This is a genomic window from Methylomonas sp. LWB, from assembly GCF_001856095.1.
Lineage (GTDB): Bacteria > Pseudomonadota > Gammaproteobacteria > Methylococcales > Methylomonadaceae > Methylomonas > Methylomonas koyamae_A.
Genome location: NZ_MKMC01000023.1, coordinates 340711 through 366106, shown reverse-complemented (window position 1 = coordinate 366106; position 25396 = coordinate 340711). Strand labels below are relative to the sequence as shown.

The 25396-nt window shown below is 57.3% G+C and carries 18 protein-coding genes and 1 pseudogene; 2 read left to right on the top strand and 17 right to left on the bottom strand.

Annotation, left to right across the window (positions count from 1 at the left end):
• Positions 1 to 76: 76 nt before the first annotated feature.
• From BJL95_RS12300 to BJL95_RS12290, 3 genes are all read right to left on the bottom strand, one after another.
• Positions 77 to 826, bottom strand: a complete 750-nt coding sequence (locus tag BJL95_RS12300) for a VPLPA-CTERM sorting domain-containing protein (RefSeq protein ID WP_071158316.1) — start codon at positions 824 to 826, stop codon at positions 77 to 79.
• Positions 827 to 1375: 549 nt separating this feature from the next.
• Complete coding sequence (locus BJL95_RS12295) at positions 1376 to 5248, bottom strand: hypothetical protein (protein WP_071158313.1); 3873 nt, start codon at positions 5246 to 5248, stop codon at positions 1376 to 1378.
• A 378-nt stretch (positions 5249 to 5626) separates the two neighbouring features.
• Positions 5627 to 6088 (bottom strand): hypothetical protein, encoded by a 462-nt coding sequence (locus tag BJL95_RS12290; protein ID WP_139306240.1) that lies wholly within the window; start codon positions 6086 to 6088, stop codon positions 5627 to 5629.
• A 557-nt stretch (positions 6089 to 6645) separates the two neighbouring features.
• Between BJL95_RS12290 and BJL95_RS12285 the strand changes: the two genes are divergently transcribed.
• Both BJL95_RS12285 and BJL95_RS12280 read left to right on the top strand, forming a co-directional pair.
• The gene (locus BJL95_RS12285) at positions 6646 to 6927 is read left to right on the top strand and encodes an antibiotic biosynthesis monooxygenase (protein ID WP_071158308.1); all 282 of its coding nucleotides are present in this window, start codon (positions 6646 to 6648) and stop codon (positions 6925 to 6927) included.
• A gap of 66 nt (positions 6928 to 6993) precedes the next feature.
• Complete coding sequence (locus tag BJL95_RS12280) at positions 6994 to 8760, top strand: serine hydrolase (RefSeq protein WP_071158306.1); 1767 nt, start codon at positions 6994 to 6996, stop codon at positions 8758 to 8760.
• Between the two features lie 293 nt (positions 8761 to 9053).
• Here the strand turns inward: BJL95_RS12280 and BJL95_RS12275 are convergent, their stop codons facing one another.
• From BJL95_RS12275 to BJL95_RS12210, 14 genes and pseudogenes are all read right to left on the bottom strand, one after another.
• Positions 9054 to 9503, bottom strand: a complete 450-nt coding sequence (locus tag BJL95_RS12275) for a hypothetical protein (protein WP_083385964.1) — start codon at positions 9501 to 9503, stop codon at positions 9054 to 9056.
• Complete coding sequence (locus BJL95_RS12270; protein ID WP_071158304.1) at positions 9500 to 11233, bottom strand: Hsp70 family protein; 1734 nt, start codon at positions 11231 to 11233, stop codon at positions 9500 to 9502. The genes BJL95_RS12275 and BJL95_RS12270 overlap by 4 nt, the downstream gene beginning before the upstream one ends.
• Positions 11234 to 11250: 17 nt before the next feature.
• Complete coding sequence (locus BJL95_RS12265; RefSeq protein ID WP_071158302.1) at positions 11251 to 11901, bottom strand: nucleotide exchange factor GrpE; 651 nt, start codon at positions 11899 to 11901, stop codon at positions 11251 to 11253.
• Positions 11898 to 12233, bottom strand: a complete 336-nt coding sequence (locus tag BJL95_RS12260) for a J domain-containing protein (RefSeq protein ID WP_071158300.1) — start codon at positions 12231 to 12233, stop codon at positions 11898 to 11900. Before BJL95_RS12260 ends, BJL95_RS12265 begins: the two co-directional genes overlap by 4 nt.
• A 6-nt stretch (positions 12234 to 12239) precedes the next feature.
• A complete protein-coding gene (locus BJL95_RS12255) occupies positions 12240 to 14735 on the bottom strand; it encodes a hypothetical protein (RefSeq protein ID WP_071158294.1) in 2496 nt (831 codons plus the stop codon).
• Between the two features lie 190 nt (positions 14736 to 14925).
• The gene (locus BJL95_RS12250) at positions 14926 to 16449 is read right to left on the bottom strand and encodes a sensor domain-containing diguanylate cyclase (protein WP_254786786.1); all 1524 of its coding nucleotides are present in this window, start codon (positions 16447 to 16449) and stop codon (positions 14926 to 14928) included.
• A gap of 478 nt (positions 16450 to 16927) precedes the next feature.
• Positions 16928 to 17542, bottom strand: a complete 615-nt coding sequence (locus tag BJL95_RS12245; RefSeq protein WP_071158290.1) for a hypothetical protein — start codon at positions 17540 to 17542, stop codon at positions 16928 to 16930.
• Between the two features lie 75 nt (positions 17543 to 17617).
• Positions 17618 to 19483, bottom strand: coding sequence for a sigma 54-interacting transcriptional regulator (locus BJL95_RS12240; protein ID WP_071158288.1), 1866 nt, complete (start codon positions 19481 to 19483; stop codon positions 17618 to 17620).
• A gap of 141 nt (positions 19484 to 19624) precedes the next feature.
• Positions 19625 to 20029, bottom strand: coding sequence for a hypothetical protein (locus BJL95_RS12235; RefSeq protein WP_071158286.1), 405 nt, complete (start codon positions 20027 to 20029; stop codon positions 19625 to 19627).
• A 35-nt stretch (positions 20030 to 20064) separates the two neighbouring features.
• Complete coding sequence (locus tag BJL95_RS12230; RefSeq protein WP_071158284.1) at positions 20065 to 21135, bottom strand: DUF3800 domain-containing protein; 1071 nt, start codon at positions 21133 to 21135, stop codon at positions 20065 to 20067.
• Between the two features lie 276 nt (positions 21136 to 21411).
• The gene (locus BJL95_RS12225) at positions 21412 to 21981 is read right to left on the bottom strand and encodes a hypothetical protein (RefSeq protein ID WP_139306239.1); all 570 of its coding nucleotides are present in this window, start codon (positions 21979 to 21981) and stop codon (positions 21412 to 21414) included.
• Positions 21982 to 22014: 33 nt separating this feature from the next.
• Positions 22015 to 22136: pseudogene (locus tag BJL95_RS23935) on the bottom strand (IS5/IS1182 family transposase); the annotation flags it as partial.
• A 673-nt stretch (positions 22137 to 22809) separates the two neighbouring features.
• A complete protein-coding gene (locus BJL95_RS12215; protein WP_071158278.1) occupies positions 22810 to 23793 on the bottom strand; it encodes an MDR family oxidoreductase in 984 nt (327 codons plus the stop codon).
• Between the two features lie 116 nt (positions 23794 to 23909).
• Positions 23910 to 24266, bottom strand: a complete 357-nt coding sequence (locus BJL95_RS12210) for a hypothetical protein (protein WP_139306238.1) — start codon at positions 24264 to 24266, stop codon at positions 23910 to 23912.
• Positions 24267 to 25396: the final 1130 nt, after the last annotated feature.

Here is a 25396-nt window from a genome sequence, read left to right as displayed (position 1 = left end):
TCATAACCGACAAACACCAAAACGGTAGGGCCTGGCCGGCCGCTCCGGTGTCGCGGAGCAAACATCGGCCAAGAGATTAAGCCACCCGCGCCTTGCGCCGAGCCGTTACGCCAAAACCGGCCAAAACGCTGCCGAACAACCAGACCGCGCCGGGTAGCGGCACTTGCGAGACGGTGATGGTGTTGCCGCTGACCGCGAAATTCAGGGTATCGGAGCTGAAGGTGATCCGGTAGTCGCCGTGATCCAAAATCGGATTGACGAAGCCGGTTGGCGCCGAAAAGCTATCGCCGGAATTAATGCCGGCCGCCGCTTCGGCATCGGTCAAGCGATAATCGGACATCACATATTGGTAGTTACCGGCGGCCAGTGTAATGTCGAAGGCCGGATCGCGACGGAAGTGAATCGAACCGTCCGCCGCGCCCTGCACTTGAGTTCGGCTGACCAAGCTGATCGTCGGCGTGTTGACGGTCGCGCAATTGTTGGCGATGTCGTCGCAACGGGCCAAATGGTTGGCGGCGGTCAAGCCGGCGGAACCGTCGTCCAAATACCAATGGGTATCCGGGTCCAGCCAAGTCAGTTCGCCGTCGCCGTTCAGATCGGCCGCGAAATAACCGGCGGTCGCGACGTTGCTTTGCGATGCTTCGTAAGCCAACACATCGACACTAAAACTGCCGGCGGTGGTCATGGCGACCTTCCAGGTATCGAAGGTGGTACCGCCGGCTTGCAAGAACAGCGTGCCGTCGACGCTGAGGGTATTGGCCTGGGCCGAACCGATCGCGGTCAGTGCCAAGCCGGCCGCGATAGCGGTGCGTAATACATGCTTCATTGTGAAATTCCTTGTGTTTGGTATTGATTGATAAATGATCGATTAAGCCGTTTTCACTGCAGCCGGCAAATCAATGCCGACATTTTGGATACCGCCGCCACGGCGGATTCGCGCGGCGATAACCGCTTCCACGAGAACCGCGCCTCCGGGCAAACCCGCCGGCCCGCGTCAAACTCGAACCGCGCCCGCGGCCGGAGTTAGCTCGGCAAAAACCGGACCACAATGTAATCTCTCACTGACACAAGCACTTAGCCGTCACTAAGCGCGCCGGATAAACTTACGCGTTGGGTCATTTCACGCGGATTGCGGGAAATGACCTATTCTCGAGATCACGCCGACCGGTTTGAAAGCGCCGACCACAAGCCAGCCTGATCTCGAGGCGCCCAGGCCAGCCCTACACCGGGTTTTGGGCCGCGACTGCCACACGCCGCGATCGCGGCGAGCTACCCGAATCCTGCCTGACTAGCGAGCCGCCCACCCACGCTCAACACATAAAAAAGCCCCGGAACGCGGGGCTTTCTCAATGCGAGGCTCTATCGGTTTCGTCTGCTAGCTCAATTTACCGCCCGCTCGCGCATGCCTACCTCGGACGAGCGCGCCCAGCAGCGCCGAGCCGAATAGCCATGCGCCGCCCGGTAACGGCACCGACGCGACCGGGCCGGAACCCAATGTCGAATTGCCGGCAATCAGGTTAAAGTTCAAACCCGCGCCATTGGTATGGCTGTGCAGATTCACGCTAAACGTCAGTGCAAGCGTTTTATCACTGTTACTGACCCAACTGCTCCAGTCGCCGAAATCCACCGTCTTATCGTTGAAAAAGTTTGCCGCGCCTGCCGCATCGGCAGCAGTGAAATCGTAGCTGGCACTTGAACTAGTGGCGGCACCATCCACGTCGATGGAGAAAGACAGCGTATCGTCGCCGCTCAAGGCAGCAATGCCGAACTCGGGGCTAAGTAGACCCAGCAACAGATGTTGGGCCGGCGCATAAGACGAGGTGTCCAGGTTCAGAGAAAAGCTGGCGTGATAATCGTGATAACCCGCCTCCGAACTGGTATTCAACACCCCCAAGGTACCTTGCAACCAAACCTGACTGCTGCCGCCAATATCGAAGTCATGCAACACCGTCGGATTACCGGCAAGTAGCGCCGAAACATCGGCGTTTTGAGGCAATGCGGTGCCGAACGCAACCGCCTGCTTGTGGGCGGCGTCGGTTTGCGGCGCCGGCGTTTGACCGATGGCGGCGCGGCTTTCACTGACGCTCGCAACGCTATCGGCGTGGGCCGCCGCCGTCAGCTGAACGCCGGTTTGGCCGGCAGACGCAGTGGCCGACGAACCGTTCCCGCCCTGCGCCCAAGCGGTGGCGACGATTGGTGAAGTCAAACCGTAACCGCTGCCGCCTGTGGCATTCGCCGCCGCGCTGGCATAGCCGGCCGTACTCGACGCCCGCGCTTGCGAATTGGCGCCACCACCGGCACCGGCTCTACCACAGCCATGCCCTTGGCCGCCATCGCCGCCATAAGCAAACGAAGTCACGGACACCGACTGTGTGCCGGTATTATTGCCGTTAGCCAACGAGCTGGCCGCGCCGCCGTTACCGCCGTTGGTGTCGCCGAACAGATTGGCGCCGCCATTCCCGCCTCGCGCCTTGTCGCTCACCGTGACAGAGCTATTGCCGGAAGCGGTGCCCATGCTGCTACTGATCGCGGAACCGCCCGCGCCGGCCCGACCGCCGTAACTGACGCCGCCTAGGCCGCCCAAGGCGTGACCGGAAACAGTAGCTTGGTGATTATCGCCGCTGGACGCGACCTTGGCCGTATTGTTGGCCTGACCGCCCGCGCCGCCGGTCGCGCCATTGTTGGAACTGCCGCCGTCGCCGCCGGTTGCGCTACCCCATGCGTAAACCGAGCCGGCGCTGTTGTCGGCACTGACCAACGAGCTACCCACCGCACCGGCACCGGCCGCGCCGCTCGACGCATCATTTAAATTGCCGCCGTTGCCGCCGGTTGCGTAGTTGTACAGCGATAAGGCATTGACTGCGGCGGATTTGCTTAGCCGGCTGTCGGCACTGCCGGCCGAACCGACTGTGCCGCCCTTACTGGAGCCGCCATTACCGCCAAAGGCGGTTTGATTCAATATCAAGTCACCGCTGGTTTTTCCGTCGACTTTATTCATCAAACTCACCGATGCGCCGTTGCCGCCAGTGCCGATCGCGATGGCGGAACCGCCGTGGCCGCCGTGAACCTCGCCGGTGGCCTCGACCCTGCCGTTGCCGGTGGATTCTCCGTACGCGGCAGCCAAGTCCAGACCCAAGTTGGCTAAACCGCCGTTACCGGCGATACCGGTATTGGAATCGCCGCCGTTACCGCCAATGGCAACCGCACTGGCATTGACGCTGCCGCCGTGAATCAGCGCGATCTCCGCATTGGCGTCGCCGCCATTGCCGCCATTCCCGTTGCCGGCGGCACTAGCCGCACCACCCGATCCGCCTTCGGCGCTACTTTTTCCGGTAACCGCGCCGGCGCCGTCATCGACATTGTTCAACACCGATTTTGCCTGGCCTCCACTACCGGCTTGGCCTGCGGGATGGTTTTCGATGCCGACACCTAGCGCAAAAATAATGCTGCTGACATTGCCACCATCACCGCCTTTGGCGTATTGCGTCAAGTTCAATGCACCGCTGGTCGAACCGCTGACCAAATTATCGGCAATGGAATCGCCACCCACGCCACCGTCGGCGCCGAGGTAGCCCCAACCGCCCTTGCCGCCGCGTTGGTCGAGAGTCACCGCGACATCGCCATTGCCGGTAGATGTGCCACTGGCTTGCGCCGAAGCGGTACCGCCCGCACCGCCTTTGTTGCCCAGGCCTTGACCGGTACCGCCGTCGCCGCCCCAAGCCCTGGTTTGCACTTGCAGTGGGCCCGAACCGGCGCCTTTGGCGCTGGTGGTTGTGGTTGCCGTTCCGCCGTTGCCGCCGTTGCCATTGGCATAGCTGGCTCCGCCATAGCCTCCGTAAGCGGTGGTATCCGCGCTAATCTGGCTGTTATTGTGGGTAGCTACGGCATTGGCTGAAGAGCTCGCCGCGCCGCCAACACCGCCAGTACCGTTTTCCGCTCGGTTCGAGCCGCCGTTTCCGCCGGTGGCGTAAGCATAGGCGTCGGCGTCAGTGGCACCAACCGCACTACTAACGCTACTGGCCAAGCCGCCGGAACCACCGCTTCCGCCGTAGCTGCCGCCGCCGTTGCCGCCGGTCGCGTCGCCGTTGGCAGTCGCGCTATCGCCAGTGGCAGCAGTGCTATTTTGGGCCTTACCGCCCGCGCCGCCGTTGCGCTGGTTGTTGGAATCGCCGCCGTTACCGCCAGTTGCATTGCTGCCCGCATTGGTATCGCTATTGTTTCCGACAGCGGTATTGATGCCATTAACCGTCGTGGTGGCATCCGCCCCAGCGCCGGCCACGCCGCTAACCGCATTGAGCAAATAGCCGCCGTCACCGCCCTGGGCATTGCTATAGATTTGCAGGGATTTGGAACTGGTGTTTCTGCTTAAGCTGCTGTTGGCGCTGCCGGCGAGACCCGCCACGCCACCATGGCTGCCGCCGGCGTTCCCGCCGTGGGCGGTTTGAGTCAATCGTAAAATATCGGCGGTGTCGCCTGAAACTTTGTCGGTCAAGCTGACCGAGGCGCCGTCACCGCCAATGCCGGCACCCCGCGCGTTACCGCCGTTGCCGCCGTTGGCCGTGCCGGTCACCGTGGCCGAAATCAGGGAGTGTCCGTAGAGGGTAAGGATGGGCGAAACGCCAAACACCGCCGCCCCGCCTCTGCCGGCTATGCCTGTGCCGTAAGAATCGCCGCCGTTACCGCCGGTCGCAGTCCCATCCAGGACTAAAAAGCCGCCGGTACTATCCGCGACCGCGCCGATCACTGCGGTGCCACCGTTACCTCCGTTACCACCGGCTCCCTCTCCGCCCTCGCCGCTCGCCGAGCCACCCAATCCGCCGTTACCGCCATTTCCGCCGGTAGCGTTCGCGGTGACGTTGGCCTCGGCATAGCTGGAGATACTAGTGGAGGCCTGCGCAGTGGCGTTACCACCGTTACCGCCGGAACCGCCTTTCCCACCGTTCGAGCCAGGCGGGTTACCCGCGCCGCCGTTACCGCCATTTCCGCCGCTACCGCCGGTCGCCGTTGCGCTATTGGCAGTATCGTTATTGACGGGAAAGCCCGCTTTCGCAGTTGCTCTACCGCCGGCGTTGCCGTTGCCGCCCGCGCTACCGGGATTGCCGGCGCCGCCGTCAACGCCCGACATCCCGTTACCGCCTATCCCGGTGTCGGTTTGCGCCCAAGCCGGGCAAATTTGCAGTACCAATCCGGCCGCCAAAAATGCGGAGCAAAGTTGGTTCAGTTTCCAATGTTGTGGACCTTGTTTCATCGTTATGCCTTTTATTTTCTAATTGAACTGATGCCGAGTAAGGCGTGGGCAACCGCTTAATTTCGGGCGCGTGCCACGATCAACCCGTATGCCTAAGACCGCCCGGATCATTCGTCTGTGTTCCGTGCTCCGGTGCCGTTCACCTTAGGAATGCCCCGGTCGGCCCGCCACGCGGGTTCAGTATTACGCGGCCCCGAAACGTTAGGCTGGTTCTAGGATAACGACCGAGCCGGTGGGGAAACATCCTCCGCGCGGGGGATATTTCGAAGCGCAAGGGTTTGAAAATGCTCGCCGCGCGAGCAAGCGATTGTCCGCTTGCCAGGACAATCGCTCATTTCGGCTATCAAACTGCGCGCCGTCACGCCGACGCGTGCCTGCTCAGTCGTGAGTGGACGGTATCGTGATAAGGTCGGTCGTACAATTGATTCGCTCGACCGGACCGCTGAAATAGCCGTGCGAATACTGGCCGTAGGGGCAGTTTGTGGTGCCTTTCAGACACAGTTGAATATGATCGACCGCCGCCGTTTCCCCGTTGCCAAAATACGCGGGATCGGTCGAGTGCATCGTCAAGGTCAAAATCACGCCGTCGCTGGAGGTGCACGCACTACCGCTGGAAGTCAGTACCACCGATGAACCGGTTTTGACGACGCCGGACCAAGTTCCGCACGAACCGTTGCCCGGTAGCGAGAATCCCTTACCCACGAACGTGGTGCCGCCATTCCCGAATCCGCCGTTGACGGCGATGCAGGCATTGCTGGCCGCATGAGCTTGCGTCGCGGTAAAACTTAAGCCAACCATGACCAATCCAACGATTAGCGGATTTGTGTTATTTGCTTTCATAAAGTTTCTCCAGAAGTTAAGGTTATTTTGGATGTTGCCGGACTAGGATCTCGGGTATCGCGCTTGTATTCAGTCGCAGCGACCTGTTGGATTCGATCGAGCTTGTCGCCGGGTCAACCCGGAATTTCGCAACCGGGACAGAGTACCTAACTCGTTGCTGGAAAAATATCCTACCCGTGGAGGGCATTTCGGAGAGTACGCGCGGGTGCGCTAGCGGAAATTAGTGGTGATGGAAGCGTCTTTATCGATTGAGAAAGCACTATTTTTTCGCCAGGTTAAGGAGCGCCGGCAGTTATTCGCCGCGACGTCGCGCGCCTGGAGTCATGCAAGCAAGCATGACTCCAGGCACATGCGAATCCGCCGGCTTTGACTTAAACTCCACGGTCTGTTGGGTAAGCGATATGGCGTTTCGGGGCTGCCGGAACCTCGACTAACGTTACCGAACCCAAGATCCTGACGGCTTTGGCCGAGAAACACGACACGCCGCCGCCTTCTCGCGAATCGCGATTCGGCCTCGACAACTAAAATCAACCCTGAACCGTCACCGAGGAACCCGTATGCCGTATGTCTTGATCATTCACGAAGTCGAAGCCTATCCGGCCTGGAAAACGGTCTTCGACCAAGCAGCGGATATTCGCAAAAATGCCGGCGAACTCCGCTATCAATTGCTGCGTCAAGCCGACGACGCCAACCGCGTCGTGCATTTTTCCGAGTGGTCGTCGCTGGACAGCGCCCGGCGCTTTTTCGAATCGGCGGAACTGGTGGCCATTCGCCGGCAAGCCGGCGTCAAGGCCCCCGAATTCCTGTACCTGGAAAAAATTGAACGCGGCGAGCTGTAAACCGCCTAGTCTATCCTTGCCCAAGCCCGCGTCTCTCAGACCACTTTAATGGAGCAAACCTCAACCATGAAGTCCCGAATTCCCGTATTTCTCGGCTTGTTGATCGTGCTGTCCGCTTGCGCGGGCGGACCACCGCCCCGGCGGGAGACTTGGCAACCCGGCGATTACCGCTATCTGCAGACCTATTTGAGTTGGCTGATCGAAACCCAAATGGACAAACAAGCCATCGAAGGCTTGAGTATCGCCATTGTGGATGACCAGCAAGTGGTGTGGTCGCAAGGCTTTGGTTACGCCGATAAGCACCGCGACGTGCCGGCATCGGCCGAGACCGTTTATAGAGTCGGCTCGATTTCCAAGTTGTTTACCGATACCTTGGTGATGCAATTGGCCGAGCAAGGCAAACTGGATATCGACCGAGCTCTACAGCGTTATTTGCCGAACTTTTCGATCAAATCGCGGTTTGCCGATACCGCCGCGATCACGCCGCGCAACATCATGAGCCATCATTCCGGATTGCCCGGCGACCTCGTCAACGGCATGTGGACGCAACACCCTCGGCCGTTCGGACAATTGGTCGAGCAACTCAAATCCGAATACGTCAGCAATCCGGCCAACACGGTATTTTCGTATTCCAATCTCGGCGTGACCTTGCTGGGCACGATGCTGGAAACGGTCAGCGCCACGCCGTTCAGCGTCTATGCCGATCAGCAATTACTCAAACCGCTGGGCATGCGCACCGCTCGATTCGCGCCGGGACTTGAAGGCGAACTGGCGTCGAAATCCTACCGGTTCGGCGACGAAAAACCCGAAGCGCCGCTACGCGACATGCCGGCCGGCGGCTTGAATGCTAGTGTGTTGGACCTGAGCCGCTTCATGACGATGGTGTTTGCCGGCGGCGCGTCCGACGGCCGCCAGCTATTGAAACCGCAAACCGTCGCGGCCATGCTGAAACCGCAAAACGCCGATGTGCCGCTCGATGCCGGCCTAAAGGTCGGTCTGGGCTGGATGTTGCGGGACAACTTAAACATCGGGCCGATTGCCGAACACGGCGGCGCGACGCTGTATCAATTCAGCCTGTTGAGCTTGGCTACCGACCACAAAATCGGCGTCGTCGTGCTCAGCAACTCGCCCAACCAAGCCTTGCAGAAGATCAACAACACCGCGCTGAAACTGGCGGTCGCGATCAAAACCGGCCAAGCCTTCCGTGAAACCGAAACACCGGCTATCGAAACCCGCGCGCCGAACGCGGCGGAACAAAGCCAATTCGGCGGCCATTACGCGACGATGTTGGGCTACGTCGATGCTTCGAATACCGGTGACGGCATTTCCGCCGATTTGAACGGCAACCCGCTGGACATCGTGGTCCGCCCGGACGGCCGATTTGGTATTCGCTATTGGCTGCTGGGCTTTATTCCGATCCAACCGGAGGAACTGGCCGAGGTCGGTCTGTCGCTGAAGGAGATTGCCGGCCGCCGGGTATTGCTGGCTCATACCGAAGGCCAGACCGTTCCGATCGGCGAAAAAATCGTCCCGACCGCGATCCCGGCGGCTTGGCGGCAGCGCTTGGGCGATTACCGTATCGTCAATCTAGCCGACGGCGACGCGATCGTTCCGGAACACTGCGCCTTGCGGGAACGCAACGGTTTTCTGGTGTTGGAATACGCGCTACCCAGCTTCGACATTGAAAAACAGACTTGGGCGCTCAAACCCATCGACGACGAGCAGGCCATTACCCACGGTCTGGGCCGCGGCATGGGCGACACCCTGCGCGTCGTCAAAATGGATGGCCGGGAGCTGATCGCCTATTCCGGCTATTTGTTGCAAAAGCAATAATCAGGCGCCGGCGAGCGCTAGAAAAACCGGATTGCGGTATCGCTATACCGAGGGCTATAGTGTATCCGCGCGACTGAGTCGCGGATTCACTGATTGCTGGCGCATCCATTCCTGTTAAGCGCCAAAAGCCGATCGTTTTGGAGTGAACCCGGCCTAAGGCTAACCCAACGCGCCAAGCAACACCCAACATGCAGCGGAGATCGTCATGAAAATTCTAAAGCCAGCCAAGCGCATCGACTCACAACCGAGACTTACAAGCATTGACGGCACTTGGATTCCGGAAATCGTGTTCTTTAGCTTATTTCTGATCGATTGGTACTTGGGTTTTCCGATTTGAACGACGGAGGCGGCGGCGTATCCACCGCGCCCGCCAACTGGTCGATCATCTCGCCAAACCGACTTAAGGCATCGTTGCCGCCTTGAAGATCGTGTAACAGACACAGAGTCGCGCGCGCCTCCGGCCAACGCTGCCGGCCTAATTCTTCATAAAGCGCCCGGTACAGCTGCCGGATCAAAAAACCGTGCAACAGTTTGGCCGGCGGCGTTTGCTTAAAACTCAACGAACGTAACAGCGCCGGCACCGCGACGGCCGGCAGACCGGCCGCGAGACTTTGCATCGCGACGCTAAGCCATTGTTCGGCCAAGCTTTCGCAACCCAGGATTTGCCGTAATTCGACGCCGCAACGCGGGCACGCCGAGGCCGTTCCGAGCCGGGCATTGCAGGCCGGACAGCGCTGTATCACGATTCCAGGTAGTAGATGATGTCGTTCAAACGTTCGACCGGCTCGCGCAGCCCGGCCTCGTCGCCGTTTTCCAGACAAGTCGAGATGGCTTCGATCAGATCGACCATGTCTTCCTTGTCTTCGGCGGAGACGGTTTCGAACAAGGATTCGGCTTTCTTGATCGCTTGACGCGCGGCCGCCACGGCCGGGCTTTCCGACGCCCCCGCTTCGCCGGCGGTTTCGCCGAACAAACCGTCGATGCGCTGTTTGGCGCTGCCCAGTTCGCCGCTATCGAAGCGGGAAATCGCATTGTTGATCGTGATGGCTTTTTCCTTGCCGGAGGCTTTTTCCCGTGCCGAAACATGCAAGATGCCGTTCAAATCCAGGTCCAGCGTCAAGGTGATGACGTTGCCGGCCGGCACGTCCAACAAACCTTCGACCAAAAACTCGCCGATTTCGACGTTGTTCAGCGCATCCGGGTCCTCGCCTTGAAAAATCCGCACGTTCACTTCGCGCTGATTGTCGTGATAGGTCTCGAAAGCCTCGGACTTGCGCACCGGCAACACGCTATTTTTATGCACGATGGGTACGTACTGATACGGATAGGGCATGCCGTCCAGATAGCCGACCGCACAAGTGCCGAAGCTGTACGGCGTCACGTCGACCAAGACCGTACCGATGTCCTCGCCGTTAATCATCGCCGCCTGCATTGCCGCCCCCATCGCCACGCACAGGTCGGGATCGACTTCGCCGTGCGGCTCGAAACCGAATTCGTCGAACAGGCGCTCGCGTATGCACGGTGTGCGCGTCGAACCGCCGACCAGGATGATTTCGTCGATGTCGGAGGCGATCAATTTGGCGCCCTTCAGCGCGATATGGGTCGCGTCCAGCGTGGCGTTGATGTGGTCGGCGATCAGGTCTTCGTATTCCGCACGCGCCAATTCCATCGTCAAATGCAGCGGTGTGCCTTGGCGCTCCAGCAAATATTCTTCCTCTATCGTCGCAAACGGCTCGTCGGACAAGCGCAGTTTCGCCTGTTCCGCCGCCCGCACGATGCGCGCCATCGCCTTGCCGTGCGGCTCGACTTCGATGCCGTACTGCTCGCGGATATGCGCCAAAACGCGATCGACGATCAGTTGGTCGAAATCGTCGCCGCCCAGGTGATTGTCGCCATGGCTGGCCAGCACTTCGACCACGCCGCTCTGCACGTTGACCACCGACACGTCGAAGGTGCCGCCGCCCAAGTCGTACACCAGCATACGCTTGGCGTCGAGCTGGCCGGCACCGTAAACCAGCGCGGCGGCGGTCGGCTCGTTGATCATCCGCACCACCTCCAGCCCTGCGATTTCCCCGGCTTCGCGGGTGGCCTGGCGCTGGGCGTCGGAAAAATAGGCCGGTACGGTAATCACCGCCTTGACGATAGGCCGGCCGACATAGGCCTCGGCAATCGCCTTCAAACGCTTCAGGATGATCGCGGAGATTTCCTGCGGCGTGTAAGCCTGACCGGCCATCGTGACTCGCGCGTCCTGGCCCATCAAGCGTTTGATCGATTTAACGGTGCGCTCCGGGTAAATCAGGTATTGATTGCGGGCGCTGGCGCCGACCAGAATGTCGCCGTTATCGTCTAGCCCGACGAAAGACGGAAAAATCTTGCTGCCGTTGTCGGCGATCACCGTGACCTTGCCGTTTTCGACAATCGCCACTTCCGAGTTCGTGGTCCCTAGATCGATACCGATGATGATGTCGTTCATATGTGTTCCCTGAATGCTTAAAGTTTATTGACTTTGACTTCCGCCAAACGCAACACTTGATCTTCGAGTAAAAAGCCCTTGCGCAGTTCTTCCAGCACGACGGCGTTTGCCTGCGAGGGATCGTTGCCGATGGCGACCGTCGTCATGGTCCGCGCGTCGAAGGGCTGGCCGACGCAATCGATCGCAAACACCCGGCGGCGCTGCAGCATTTGTTCCAGACGCTTCAGCGTAATTTCCTGGCCTTCGCCAACGCTGGCGATGAAACCTACGTCCTGTTTTTTGGAATGCCGGAACAAGCCATCGACCGGCCGATAGTTTTGCAAAGCCCGATGGCCGGCATCGAGCCGGTCGTAAATATCCAGCCATTCCAGCAACATCGCTCGCTCAACCCCACGGCGTTGTTGTTCTAGGCGTTCGTTGGCTTTCGCCAGTTCGTCCGCCAGGGCTCGATTGTCGGCCTTCAGGGTTTCGACGGCATCGCTCAAGCTGTCCAGCGTGGCTTTGAATTGCCGCGACTCGGCCTTGACTTCGGTTTTCAGGCCGGCCAAATCGCTGAACAGCGCGGTCAAATCCGGTTGCTCGATTGCGGTCAGATGGGCGAAGTCGGTTTCCTGAAGATACTGATGCAAGGCTGCCAGCAATTCGTCTTGCGGGGTATCTGTGGTCATGATGGCGTTTTAGTCAATTCAGCGAGCGATTTTTCGATGGACAGCGTGCTCAATAGTTTTAAGAAATCGTCCGTAGCCATAGTCCCGCCAATGCGCGGTTGGCCGAAGGCTTGCATCAGTAACGCGTCGAAATCGACATGCGGCACATGAAACAAGGCGTGGCGCAAGCGGCAGTCTTGGTCCTTAATCGCTTCGAAAGCCTCCTGAATTTGCCGAAAGCGCGCGGCATCGCGGTCGGGCGGATTGTCCTTGACCCTTTGCAAATAGGCTTGTTTGATGTCGGCGTCGGCGGCCTGTTCGGACACGCCCAGCATTTGGTAGGGTGAAATCATAAGCTCTTAATTGAAAGGCAGCGAATACTGCGGAGAATCGTGAATGAAGCGAGCAACGATGTCGTCGAAACCGACGCCGATCTCGATTTTCAGTTCCTCGGCGGCGGCGAATATCGTCACACACCATAGGAAGTCTTGATTCATGAACAAGATCGCCAGGCTTTGCTCATCGCGGCCGTTACCGTATTGACGCATGATTTGGGCGACGAACTGCTCGGGACCGCGCTTGCGCACCAGCTCCTCGATTTTCTTTTCGATACGCTTGAACACGGCATCTGGAACGTGGCCGAACAAATCTTCTATCGGATCGTCGCTAAGCGGCGGCCGGTCGAAATCCTCGATGTTATCCGCCGACGGCAATAGCTCGACGCCCCCGCTGGCCCGTTCGAGCAGGCGCTCGATCAACCCGGCGGTCCTGTTGTCGTTATCCGCCCGCGCGTCTTCCAACGCGGTATTCAAACGATATAAACTCATGAAATCCAAGTGGCTGGCATCGCCTTGGCATTCGGCCAGCGTCCGGTAATATAGCCAGGCCGGCTTAGGCCAACGGGCATGGCCCGCCTTGGCAGCGTGCTTCAATAGTTCGTAATGGCCGATCGTCTCCAAAGACTGGCACCAAGCCAATAATTCCGCTTCATGTTCCAACAACCATTCCAGCGACTTTTTCAGCGGCGCCTTGATTTTATCCAGAACCTTGAACAACAAGGTGTTGTCGTCCAATTGCTCGTCGTAATAGCCTATCGACGCGATCAAGCGCTGCAATTGCGGGGCGGACAGCAGATAGTCCTTTAGAGGGGGCAGCGCGCGGCTAAGCGCCTGCGTCGGCAGTTCCAACAAACCGGCTTCGATTTGCGCTTGAAAATGCATGTTGATCGGATCGTCATGCAGACTTGCCAAGGTATCGACGATGCGTTGCAAGCCCTGGGTTTTGTCTTCGGCAACCCAGAAATAAAAACCGCGCAACAAATCGGCCTGGCGGCGCAGGCTTTTGTCGATGGTCAACTGTTCGGCCGCTTGAATTTCCTTCTCCACTAAATGAAATTTCTCGGTTTTGATCAAACGACGGGCGTGAGCCATGTGATTGGCGAACAACAAGTGTTTGGCCAAGGTATTGACCGGATCGATCTTCAACAAGGCCTTGGCGTAAGCCGCCGCCTTCTTGAAGGCTTTTCTGGCTGCGGCGGATTTGGCCGCCCGCACCAGTAAATCGGTATCGGCGGGAAAACGTTGCAGACCGCGTTCCAGCCAGTGCGCGTACTGAGCCGGGTCCGGCCGGTGTTCCTGATAAATCGTCAGAAGGTTCAGGTAGCTTTGTCGGTCGTCGGGATCGTATACCAAGCTGTCGGCCAACATGGCCGCCGCTTCGTCGGGATAGGCCTTGTCGGCCATGTGCCTAAGGATCAACGCGATTTTGCGGTCATTGGCCGGCCGGTCTTTTTTTAGAATATCGATGCAGCGGTCCCAGAAAAAGCCAGCGTCGTAGTCGTTTCCGGCTTGTTCGTGCAACAAGGCTTGCAAACGGTTTTCCTCGAACGAATCCTTGCCGGCAAAGTGTTTGAAGTAGTCCTTCTCGCCGCCCGGATACTCGGCCAGCGCTCCCAGGCAATAGGCTTGCGCGGCATCGTCGCCGAATACGTCGCGATATTGCAGGACCAGATTGAAGCGCGCCTTGGCGTCGGGCTGGCCGTTGAGTTTGACCAGCGCTTCCAATAATTGGCTCTGGCGGGCATTAAGACCTTTGGCCTGAGCAACGATGCGGCGTTGATTGTGCTCCAGCGCCGACACGCTGGCGACGAAATCCGCGCCAGATTGCCGATACGCCACACAAGCCTTAACCAGCGCTTGATAAGGCGATTCGTCGGGAATTTTGGCTAACAGGGCCGAAGCTGGTTCGAAATCCGCGCCCTCCAGCAGTTGCGCTTTCAGCAAGCTGCGCAAATCGCGAAACGCCGAACGAAACGGCAATGGTTTCAAGGCCTGCTCGCAGCCCTCTCGCTCGCCGTTGCGATACGCCGCCAGCGCTTCGCTGACCCATTGCCAATGCTTGAGCAATGCGCAATCGTGGGGCAAATGCGGCACCAACTCCGTATCCCCGGAGACCAGCAGCATCCCCAGATATGCCGAAAGCACCGGAAACTCTTCGTCCAACTGCCGAGCGTTCAACCCATCCAATAGGGCGTAGGCCTTGCGCTGGTTTTTGCCGGCCAACAGCCACAACACATAAACGTCTTGCGCTTGCGGCGGCGCGTCAGCATGGGCGGCATAATTTTCCCAAAGTACGCAAGCTTCCTTGAACATGGCCTTGGCCGCCATCCCCCAAGCCCGTTGCAAATAGCAATCGGCCAAATAGCGTTTGGTCTCGGCATCGCCCGACTGTTTTAACAACTCCTTGAACAGATCGCCGGCTTCCTTGTAGCGTCCCTCGGCATAGTGCGCCCTGGCTTTTTCCGACAGGGTCGACTCGGCAATCGCGGCGGAAATTTTCTGGATAATTTTTTTCATGGCGGCGCCGTCAATGGCCAGTGCGTGAAGAGCCGCATTATAAAGCAGTTCAAACCCGGTCGACCGTTCGCGCGTTTTGCCGCACCGAAGCCTCCAACCCGGCGCGGCAAGAATCGCTCAGTCCCGATCGCCAACCGCCGGCCGCGCGAGCGAACGCTTACTGCTCACGCGTGGCTGCCGCGGACCCGCGTCAGACATTGACATCGCGCAGATTCGCTTGATAGGTGCGTACCCGATTGCGGCCTTCGGCTTTGGCGTAATACATCGCCAAATCCGCGCAATCCACCAAGCGCTGCGCGTTGTCGGCATGGTCAGGGTAGATCGCCACGCCGATGCTGGCGGAAATTTCCAGCGTCAAACCGTCGATTTCGAACGGCACACTCATTTCATGGCGGATTTTTTCGGCGATCTCCAACGCGTTCCGCTCGGTCTTGATCGCCGGCAGCAGCACGACGAACTCGTCGCCGCCGAGCCGGGCCGGCGAGTCCGACTTGCGCAAACACCGGTAGAGCCGTTCGGCGACGAGTTTAAGCAACTGATCGCCAACGCCGTGGCCGTAGGTGTCGTTGACCGGTTTGAAGCGATCCAGATCGACAAACATCAGGGCCAGCCGGCTCCGCTCCCGTTCGGCGCTAGCGATGGCGTGTTGCACTCGATCGCGGAATAGCGAACGGTTGGGCAAGCCGGTCAGCGCATCGTGATAGGCCAAGTGCTGATTTCTGTCTTCGGCGATCTTACGGTCTGTAATATCGTAAAACCAGATCAATAACGCCGGCTTGCCCTGGTATTCCACCGGAAAATACGACGCCAGCGTCCATTTAACCCAAGCGCTGCCGCGCGGGGCATGCAACTCCACCAGTTGATTGGTGACCTGTTCGCCATTGCCCAGGCGCTCCAACACCGCCGCGTACGCATCTGGACTAGCGTAATAACTGGCGGTAAACGCGCCGATAGCCCGCTCCGGGGTGGTATCGATCAACAAGGCATAACTATTATTGGCAAACATCACCCGACCGTTGGCGGTGTCCTCGATGCAAGTCGCGACCGGACTGCTCTCCAGCATCTGCCGAAAGCGCTGCTCGTTGTCGGTCGCCTGCATCCGCAAGCGAAAGTTTTCCGCCAGCTGCCGACTCGATTGCCGGGAACTGGCTAACAGGAAAATCAGGAACAAGGTTTCCATCGCACTCATGCCCTGCGAAATGGCATCGCGCTGCATTGCCAGAAACACGATTTGCGGCACCAACACCGTCAATAAAAATCCGACCACCGAAAAGCTATCGACCGCCAACGTGGCGGCGGCACCGGCGCATAAGCCGCCCAACGCGAAGGACACGTAAATTTCATGGCTGATGTCGCCAACCGGCGCCAGCAGCAAACCGCCGACGCCCCAGACCATACCGGCGGCGATAGTGCCGAACCGAAACCAGAACAACCAAGCTTCGACGCCGGCCGGGTCGATACCGGCATCGGGCCGGCGCCGCCACACCAACAGCAGTAAGGTTCTGGCCAGCAACACGGCGGCCAACACCGCAAACCAGTCGAACAACCGGGCATTGCGGATTTCCGTCGCCAATACCGCCGCCAATATACAGGCCAGCAAACCGCTGATGGTCAGCGAGAACGGCAGATTCTCGAACAACAGTCTCACCCGTTCGCGTCGTTCGGCGGCAACGGCGGAACGCGATACACCGGTCGACGCCGACAGACTAGCCATTGGCAAGTCCGCGCCGTTCCCCCCCCATGGCTGACTGCGCTTATCCACGGTGACGCTCCCCTGAGTCTAATGCGGATACGAAGGTCTTGGTTCGAGCGCCGCCCCGCGACGCCGGGCCAATGGCCCGAAATCGACGATGGCGAGCCGCGGCGGTTAGTCTAGCTTGTTCACCCGGCGCGGACGCTCGGCATCCGCCCGGCTGATGACGTGGACCTACGGCGGAGCCGGCTCACGATCGGAACACGCTGGCTTAAGCCTCCAGCACGCTTTTTTCATGTCTGAGCGCTTTCGATCGCGGCTGAAGCCGTTCCTACGCCCAGCTATCCATTTTCCGCGACGAAGATCTTTTCATGACCGTTAGTTTGGTACAACTTGCGGGAATGTAAACGTCGCCGACCGGAAATGCGTCGGAGCGGCCTGAAACAACCGCCAATGCTGGGAAGGCCTCGCCGAGCCGCAAGGGCTCGAAGACCGAGGATCAACGCCGGCGAATCGTCAAATCGCCGATCGTAACACCGATGTCGAAGCCGCGCCCCTTGCCGATCAGTGCCAACGAAATTTCGCCGCGAGTCAGAATTTGCCGGTCTATCGAATTGATAAAACCGAAATGGTTGCCCAACGAAATGTAGTTACCGTAGATTTCACCGATGTCCTTGACGTCCGTGAAATGGCCTTCGCCTTCGATATCGGACTTACCAATCGTAAAGCCGATGCTTTTCGACGATAGCACCACTTGCGCCTTCTGGCCGTTGCGGCAGGTCACTTCGCCCAAGCCGTCGTATTGCTTGTAGCCCAGCGAGAAGCCGGATAAATGGTAGGTCATGCTGCAGGTGCTGTATTTCTGCTTGCCGAACTGATCGGTAAAGCTGAAGGCCGGCGGGTTTGGGCTCGGCGTCGGCTCGGTTGGCGCTACCGGTGCCGGTGCGGCATCGGTGGCGGGCGTCTCGGCCGGTTCGGCAGCATCGGCCGGCTGGACTTGAGTGATCGGCGCTTGATCGAACGGGTGAGTAGTCAATTCGGCTCGGGCCGGTCCCGCTAACGGAGCGACGGCCGAAGCGGCGATGGCGAAAAACGTTAATTTGGCTGGTTTCATGATTCCTGTCGTACTGTGCAAAAGCGGCGCGCGTCGGCACCGAACCCTATTTCAACCCGCCAGACCGGCGAAAGTTCATTGGGCAATCCCCAGTTTCTTCATCCGGTAGCGCAAAGTGCTGGGCTTCATGTCCAACTTGGCGGCGGCGCCGTTGGGGCCTTCGACAACCCAGCCGGTTTGCTCCAACGTGGCGACGATGTGTTCGCGGGTCACTTCGCTCAAGGTCGCCGGCGCGCCGAGCGGTTCGCTCGACACTTGCGGCAGCAACTCCGGCGCGATGTCCAACCAAGGCCCGTCGGCTAGAATGGTTGCCCGCTCGATGACGTTCTCCAACTCGCGGATATTGCCGGGCCACGGGTAGGCCAGCAAGCGCTGCAACGCGGGCGGTTGGATGCCGTCGATGCGCCTGCCCAACTTGGCGGCGAACTTGCCGGCCATGAAGGTCGCCAGAGCCGGAATGTCGCTAGCGCGCTCGCGCAACGGCGGGGTTTGCAGCGGAAACACGTTCAGCCGATAAAACAAATCTTCCCGAAACCGCTTTTCGGTAACTTCCCGGCGCAAATCGCGGTTGGTCGCCGCGATAATCCGCACGTCGACCTTGATCGGCTTCTGGCCGCCGACCCGCTCGAACTCGCGTTCCTGAAGTACCCGCAGCAGCTTGACCTGCGTTTCGGCCGAGATTTCGCCGATTTCGTCGAGAAACAAGCTGCCGCCGTCGGCCAACTCGAAGCGGCCGACCCGCTTGTGCAAGGCGCCGGTAAAGGCGCCCTTTTCGTGGCCGAACAATTCGCTTTCGATTAACCCGGCCGGCAAGGCCGCGCAATTGACCTTGATCAACGGCTGCTCCCGGCGCGGACTGGCCGAATGGATCGCGCGGGCGATCAATTCCTTGCCGGTGCCGGATTCGCCTTGAATCAGCACCGACGCGTCGGTCGCCGCCACCTTGCGTACTTGTTGCAGCAAGGCCCGCAACGGCGGGCTGTCGCCGACGATCAGATCGAAGTCGTGGTCGGCCTTGATCTCGTCCTGCAAATAGCGGTTTTGCGCTTGCAATTTGGCCTGGCGCCGCTCCATCAGCACTTGCTCGGTAATATCGACGAACATAGTTCGAGTAAACAAGCCGCCGGCGTCCGGCCGCGACCACCATTGAATCCAGATCGGCCGGCCGTCGTCGTAGCGGCGCAGTTCCAACACCACACCAGCGCTATCGCCGCCCCGACCTATCCCGGCGAATGCTGCTTCAACCCGGCGCTGAGCCTCGGGCAAGGCCGGTACCAGGGAACGGCCGACGAAACCCGGCACCAACGCCGCCGGCACGCCGAGTATCCGCAGCGCGGTGCGGTTGGCGCGCAAAAAACGCGATTGCAGGTCTTCGTGCACGTAGGCGATCGGTGCCTCGTCGAACAAATCGCGAAAGCGCTGTTCGCTTTGCATTAGCTGCTCGGCCGCGCGTAACCTACTCAATTCGGCGGCGGCACGGGCCGCGAAAATTTGAAAGGTGTACAGCAGCCTGGGTTGCTCGGGCATGGCCCGACCATCGAACACCGCCAGATGGCCGAGAATGTCGCCGGAGGTCTGGTCGCGCAAAGGCACGCCCAAATAACTTTCCACGTCCGGCTCGGCCGGAAAGCGCTGCGACACGCCGGACGGATAATGGCACAAGCGGCCGCTCAACACGTCCTCGCACGGCGTGCCGGGCAAGTCCCACTCGACGTCCTCCAACCAAGCGGCGTCTTGCCAGAACGCCAAAGCCCGCACCCGCCGCCGGTCCGGTAAAAATTCCGCGACAAACGCCCCAGCCACGCCGGTGGCCCGGCTCAAATTGCGCACCAAAGACCGGAAAAACTCGCCGCCGGCCTGATGGGCAGTCCCTTCGACGATGGCGCGCAGCACCTCCAGTTCTTCAAGGTCCGGCGTCGTAAGCGGTGGAATCTCGGTCATCGGCAATTTTGCAACGGAAACAACGCCCCATGTTACGCCGCCGCGACGGAATCCGCCAACCGACAACAGCGTTGACGTAGCGTTAACGGAATTGAGGGGTTGGAGACCTCGATTACGTTTAAACTTGCTATTTGCTATTTGCTATTTGCTATTCCCCTTGAAGATGCCAGCGATACCAGCACCGCCTGCAACAGCTAAGGTCGAGCCCAGAATGATTTTCACCAGCTCAAACTGCCCCATGATCATGGCAATAACTACAAGCGTGAATACAGCAAAAACAATGAGCGACAGCACAGCAACTGACCGCTTATGCAACTTGTCTTGAAACTCGATTTCTCTTTGGTGCTGCGCGTCTGCGGCTTCTGCTTCCTTGCGCTCTTTCTCAGCTTTGCTTTCAAGATACTTCGTGGCAGCTTCAAAGCCATTCTCTGCAATTGACTCAACTGTTTCGGCGATCTTCTCGATTTGCTTCAAGCGACTATCTAATCTCTCAATCTGCACAGGGAGAAGCTCAGCGGGTGGTGTAGTAACGGGTTCGTCGTTCATGACAACTCCTTGGACGGGACTTTAAGGCTTGGATTTTATGAACAGAATTTCGTCATGTAATCAGCTGGATTTATATCATTATCGCTAGTTATCAAATCATCTGATGTCAAGTGTTCCAAATCCTGCGGCGCAATAGCTCCAAATAGGAAGCGTTCAATTCCGGCATCTTTAAGTTTATCCGCAAATTGATCATTTGTATTACGAAAGAATGCCGAATAATAATATCGTGTTGCCCCTGCCATTAGGTCGGCAACTTGAAGAGCAGCATATTGTTTCGAATTTCCAGAATGCAATTCCTTAATATTTAAAGGGACCATAAATTTCCTCTGACCATACCCCACTTCCTTAGGTGGGATCGAACTATCCATCATTTTCATAAATATGGGTTGCGACGCTTTAATTGGTTTTGATTCATCATAGATAACGATTGGTGCTTCATCTAACTGTTTTCCCCATTCGGTTAGATGACAAAAGAATGAAAATATCGCGGGATCAATATGATATTTATTGTCAATGCCATTGAGAATATCATCTATAAAACGCTCCGCATAAATGTAAGGAGCAAGCATGGATTTATATTTTCCATCTGTGCAGTTATGGTATAGCACATTAGCAACATCGAAAAATTTCCTTTTGGATTCGCTGGATTTATTTCTGACCATTTCAACAAAATTGGTCAGAAAGTCATTGAATTTCTGTTCTCCGAAAAAATGCGGCGCTGAATACCAATGCAAATTCGCTAACACAATATTACCGCTATTTTTATAAATATCGATTCCATCCCAACGCATAAGCGTTGCTTCTATGATGTCAACAAGTTGAGTGACTACATTGAAATGCTTATGCACAATCATGGTTTTCACGCGTTTTTCAGAGTGTATTGGCGATCTAATGAAGTCTAATATTTTTCTACGGCCTGCTTCACTGCCCTGGAGACTGCTAAATTTACCTTCGGAAGCTTGATGCGATAAAACCAAGAGCAAAAGCTCTGAGCATTCATCTGAATTGTAATCTACAGAGGCAAGTGTAAAGATCGGTTGATTAGCATCTAATAAATGCGCTCCCGTATTATGCGATTCATCGAAGAAAATTATTGGTTTTGTCATAGATTATATCGTAGGTATAGCGCAGTCTAACTTGTAATTAAGTAGTTTCAGTATATCTACCAAAAATAATCTTCGACGCACCAACTCATTGATCCCCGAAAACGTTCTCTTCCGTATATCGCCTATAGGCGCTTGCTTGCCCGATTGCAATCAAAGCGCGGCCATTGAATCAGTTTAGCCGGCAGACCGCAATAAGCTGCAAGGCCGTAGGGCGCAATAACCAACGGGCATTGCGCCCTACGCGGGCTCAATTGCGCACGAATCCTTACGGTTACCCTACATAGGCTCTTTTAATGAATTCAGAATCATCGCTTCGATAGCTCCCGTTGATCGACAGTAATGATACGTCGCGTTAACATGCCCGCCGGAAGTAGCCGGACTAACGGTGTAGCCGCCATAGGCATTGGGCATTAGCGTTGCCGGGCTGGCATTAACATCATAGGCGGCCTGTTTTGTAATGCCAAAAGCAGTCTCCACGCTGACTTCCGAGCCGGAATTTAGCTTTTTCACCCTGACAACCACCTCGCCTAAATCCAGCGACCGATTTCTCAATGCGAAGCCGCAGTCCGCAACCTTAGAGTCATCGACATAGTTAGAAACAAAGATCGCGCCTTCCGTCTGATCTTTATCAACGCGTACTTTCACATCCTTGGAACTAGGAACAGGAAGTTGTTTGAGTTTTTCCCAGGTTTCATCGTAGCTCCGATGAAACTGTTGGGGTGATCGGAATGCGTATGTTTGCCTAGGGCCGGCACAGGCTGTTATTAGGCAATTCATCGCAACAAAGGCGTAAAGCCCCAACCTGCCCTGAATTTTGATGGGACAGACAGGCATATTTAATTTCATTTTAGGCATTTTCGTGTAGGGGCTGTTGCCGTTTTACATGAGTAACCAAATAAAAGCGCAGGCCCAAGCGACGAAGCTTTCAAAATTGCGTTTCAATTTGTCATATCGCGCGCGATGGATCTCAAATGTTTCAATCGCGCAAATACATTTTCAAGACCGTAAGGCGCAATAACCAACAGGCATTGCGCCTCATTACTTTATATTGTTCGAACTCATATAAATCGCCGTCGGTACCTGCCCAATTTAATGGATAAACGCCCCGTTTCACCCAGCGGTGAAAGGTTGAATAGGGCCAATCTTTAACTTGTTTTACCCAGCCATGTTTCACCGGATTGAAGTGAATATAATTTAGATGTGCCTGAAAATCGGCTTCATCCCGTATCAGGTGCTCCCAATAGCGCCGCTGCCATATCCCGCGTTCGCCTCTGTTTATTCTCGCCGCGATCTCCGCTCGATTTTCGGCAAGGCTTTTGAAAATCCAATTTTTATTAAACGTATCCGTGTAGCATAATCCGAATCGTTTGCCGGTAATTCTATAACGCAGTGCATATGTTCAGGTAAAACGACCCGACCGTGAATTTCAAACGGATGGTTTGCTTTCACCGTCTTGACCAATTCTCGTAGCGTTTGAACATGGCGAATCAACAAATCGTTGTCTTTCCTTTGTAATAAGTTGATAGTAAAGAAATAGGTTCCACCAGGATGCCAAATTCGACGGTAATCCATTTCTTTATTATCAATTCTGTGTATCAAATGCGGCGCAATGCCCGTTGGTTATTGCGCCCTACGCGGGCTAACCTTATTCGTTAGGCGTAGCAGTCATTGTGGCTAGCCGTTTACGTCCACGACCACACGTCCCCGAACCTCACCATTGAGAAGCTGCCCAGCGAGGGGCATCACTTCGCTCAGGCCGACTTCTTTGCTGATCGCGGTCAGCTTCGAGATATCGAGATCGCTCCCTAAGCGTCGCCACGCTTCCAGTCGCTCACGCCGGGGACACATCACGCTGTCTATGCCTGCCAGCGTCACGCCACGCAGGATGAATGGCGCGACGGTGGCAGGAAAATCCATGCCGCCCGCCAGCCCACAGGCCGTGACGACGCCTCGGTATTTGGTGGTCGCGCAGACGTTCGCGAGCGTGTGGCTGCCCACAACATCCACCGCACCGGCCCATCGCTCCTTGCCCAGGGGTTTGCCGGGTGCCGCGAACATCGCCCGGTCCAGCACCTCCACCGCGCCCAAGCTCTTGAGGTAATCCGCTTCCGATGGTCTGCCACTCACGGCGACGACATTGAAGCCAAGCCGACTCAGAATCGCCATGGCTATGCTCCCCACGCCGCCGGCCGCACCGGTCACGAGAATCTCTCCGTGCGCGGGGGTGACGCCGTGCCGCTCCAGCGTCAGCACGCAAAGCATCGCGGTGTAACCTGCGGTGCCGATGGCCATCGCCTGTTGCGGCGTGAACTGTTCCGGCAGCGGCACGAGCCAGTTGCCGTTCATGCGCGCCTTCTGCGCGAGGCCGCCCCAGTGCGTTTCGCCTACTCCCCAGCCATTCAGAATCACCGCCTCGCCGGTTTTGTAATCGGGATGAGTCGAGTGCTCCACCGTCCCGGCCAGATCAATGCCGGGCACCATCGGAAACTTGCGTACCACCGGCCCCCTGCCTGTGATGGCCAGCGCATCCTTGTAGTTGAGTGTCGAATGGCTCACCCGCACCGTCACATCGCCCTCGGGCAATCCTGCTTCGTCGAGGTCGGTCAGAGAGGCGCGGTAGCCTGCTTCGTCTTTTTCAATCAAGATGCCTTTGAACATGGGTTTTGTGTTTCTTTGTTAAATGCTGGATGAACCGCCAGCTAGCGACGCCTAACGCCCAGCTAAGGGGCGCGTAGCGAAGCGGAGCGTCACCTTGAGCGCCGGGTTAGCAATTTTTACAGTTCGCTGGTACATAAGAGTTGCTCGGTAATTTCACAGTGCAGAATCACATGATCAGGCGAATAGCCAATTCCGCCATCCGACCACTCCAGCTCCCTGCTGTCATACGAAACTTTAATTCCATAGGCATACAAGGGGTCTCCTATCAGCCACGCAAAAAACTCTAGCTCACTTTCCCCATTAAAGTGAAAGAAGCCCTGTTCGTCAGTGATTGTTTCCTTGAACTGCTCACAATTTTCAGGAACAAGCCCTTTGGCACAAAATTGAATGCGTGTACCACTCAATGGCGATCCACGGGAGTTTAATGTGCCATTTAGCTCTGGTTTAAGCTGACGTATGTGCGGTAATGGCATACAGCCCTCTAATAGAAATAGAGTAGTCAGGAATAAGAAAATTGAGCGCAACAACATGAGATTGCTAACTAGTAATTAGATGGTTCCGTATATCTACCGAAAATGATCTTCGACGGACCACCTCGTTGATTCGCTATGAATTTTCTCGTCCGTATATCACCTATAGCCGCTTGCTTGCCCGTTTACCATCAAAGCGCGGCCATTGAATCAGTTTAGCCGGCAGACCGCAATAAGCTGCAATCAGCCATCCCGCGATGCCTATTTATCGGCATCGATGGCCTTTCGCGCGCGGCCGGCTTAACTGGCGCAATCAGCGCCGGAAAGCCGGCGGCTAAAACCCCGCCAGCACCGAGTAAGCTCCCGACTAAGGTTTGGGTCAACCGAATTAATCGGGGCGATTTCAAACTCCCAGGCCAACGCCGACCGAAACGGTTGATCGTTATTCGACATGTCCTAATGCTAGCCAGGCTCTGAAAGCCGCAACGTCCAAAATCCGCGATGCGGCTACCGAAATCGCGCGGTAAAGTCCCCTAGCAATGGGGTAGCTCCCCCGAACCTTTCCGGCGCGCGTTTCCAACGCAGGGGGCAAAGCGCTGCAAGCCTCGGCCCGCGTGGCTTGCAGCAATTCGGGTTTCACGGAACGGCTGAAGCACGCGTTTCCAGAGCGGAAACACGTCACGGAACTCTGGAAGCACGACACGGAACCCTGGAAGCACATCACGGAACGCTGGAAACACGACACGGAAGCGTGGAAGCACGTCACGGAACGCTGGAAACACGCGATGCCAAGACCGATGCGCGTCCATCGGTTTTCGGATGATTCACCTGGCGCTTAAATACCGTTCGCCCTGCGCAAAGCAAGCCCCCTTCGGGCGCAGGGCGTTACCGTGAAACAGTCGCTGTTTGACGCGATTTTTAGTTTGTTTGCCCTGTTGTAAGCACTTGATTGTTGTAAGCAGAAAAAGCTGTTTCATGAGCGCTTGTCGAAGGGTGCATCAGTGAACTTCGGCGAGCTCGGCCCGAACTGAATACTGCCCGCACAGCGCCGATTTCAAGCCCTCGGGCGCTCCGACCGGCTGCGATACGAGTCGGCGCCGCGGTCAGACCCGCTCGGCCCGCGATGACCGGCT

Excerpts from the sequence above, each read along its gene's own strand:
- BJL95_RS12240 (WP_071158288.1), bottom strand. The coding sequence starts at position 19,483 with ATGACCGAGATTCCACCGCTTACGACGCCGGACCTTGAAGAACTGGAG.
- BJL95_RS12260 (WP_071158300.1), bottom strand. The coding sequence starts at position 12,233 with ATGATTTCACCCTACCAAATGCTGGGCGTGTCCGAACAGGCCGCCGAC.
- BJL95_RS12270 (WP_071158304.1), bottom strand. The coding sequence starts at position 11,233 with ATGAACGACATCATCATCGGTATCGATCTAGGGACCACGAACTCGGAA.
- BJL95_RS12290 (WP_139306240.1), bottom strand. The coding sequence starts at position 6,088 with ATGAAAGCAAATAACACAAATCCGCTAATCGTTGGATTGGTCATGGTT.
- BJL95_RS12300 (WP_071158316.1), bottom strand. The coding sequence starts at position 826 with ATGAAGCATGTATTACGCACCGCTATCGCGGCCGGCTTGGCACTGACC.
- BJL95_RS12230 (WP_071158284.1), bottom strand. The coding sequence starts at position 21,135 with ATGACAAAACCAATAATTTTCTTCGATGAATCGCATAATACGGGAGCG.
- BJL95_RS12210 (WP_139306238.1), bottom strand. The coding sequence starts at position 24,266 with ATGCCATTACCGCACATACGTCAGCTTAAACCAGAGCTAAATGGCACA.
- BJL95_RS12255 (WP_071158294.1), bottom strand. The coding sequence starts at position 14,735 with ATGAAAAAAATTATCCAGAAAATTTCCGCCGCGATTGCCGAGTCGACC.
- BJL95_RS12225 (WP_139306239.1), bottom strand. The coding sequence starts at position 21,981 with ATGAAATTAAATATGCCTGTCTGTCCCATCAAAATTCAGGGCAGGTTG.
- BJL95_RS12280 (WP_071158306.1), top strand. The coding sequence starts at position 6,994 with ATGAAGTCCCGAATTCCCGTATTTCTCGGCTTGTTGATCGTGCTGTCC.
- BJL95_RS12250 (WP_254786786.1), bottom strand. The coding sequence starts at position 16,449 with ATGGCTAGTCTGTCGGCGTCGACCGGTGTATCGCGTTCCGCCGTTGCC.
- BJL95_RS12215 (WP_071158278.1), bottom strand. The coding sequence starts at position 23,793 with ATGTTCAAAGGCATCTTGATTGAAAAAGACGAAGCAGGCTACCGCGCC.
- BJL95_RS12285 (WP_071158308.1), top strand. The coding sequence starts at position 6,646 with ATGCCGTATGTCTTGATCATTCACGAAGTCGAAGCCTATCCGGCCTGG.
- BJL95_RS12245 (WP_071158290.1), bottom strand. The coding sequence starts at position 17,542 with ATGAAACCAGCCAAATTAACGTTTTTCGCCATCGCCGCTTCGGCCGTC.
- BJL95_RS12265 (WP_071158302.1), bottom strand. The coding sequence starts at position 11,901 with ATGACCACAGATACCCCGCAAGACGAATTGCTGGCAGCCTTGCATCAG.
- BJL95_RS12295 (WP_071158313.1), bottom strand. The coding sequence starts at position 5,248 with ATGAAACAAGGTCCACAACATTGGAAACTGAACCAACTTTGCTCCGCA.
- BJL95_RS12235 (WP_071158286.1), bottom strand. The coding sequence starts at position 20,029 with ATGAACGACGAACCCGTTACTACACCACCCGCTGAGCTTCTCCCTGTG.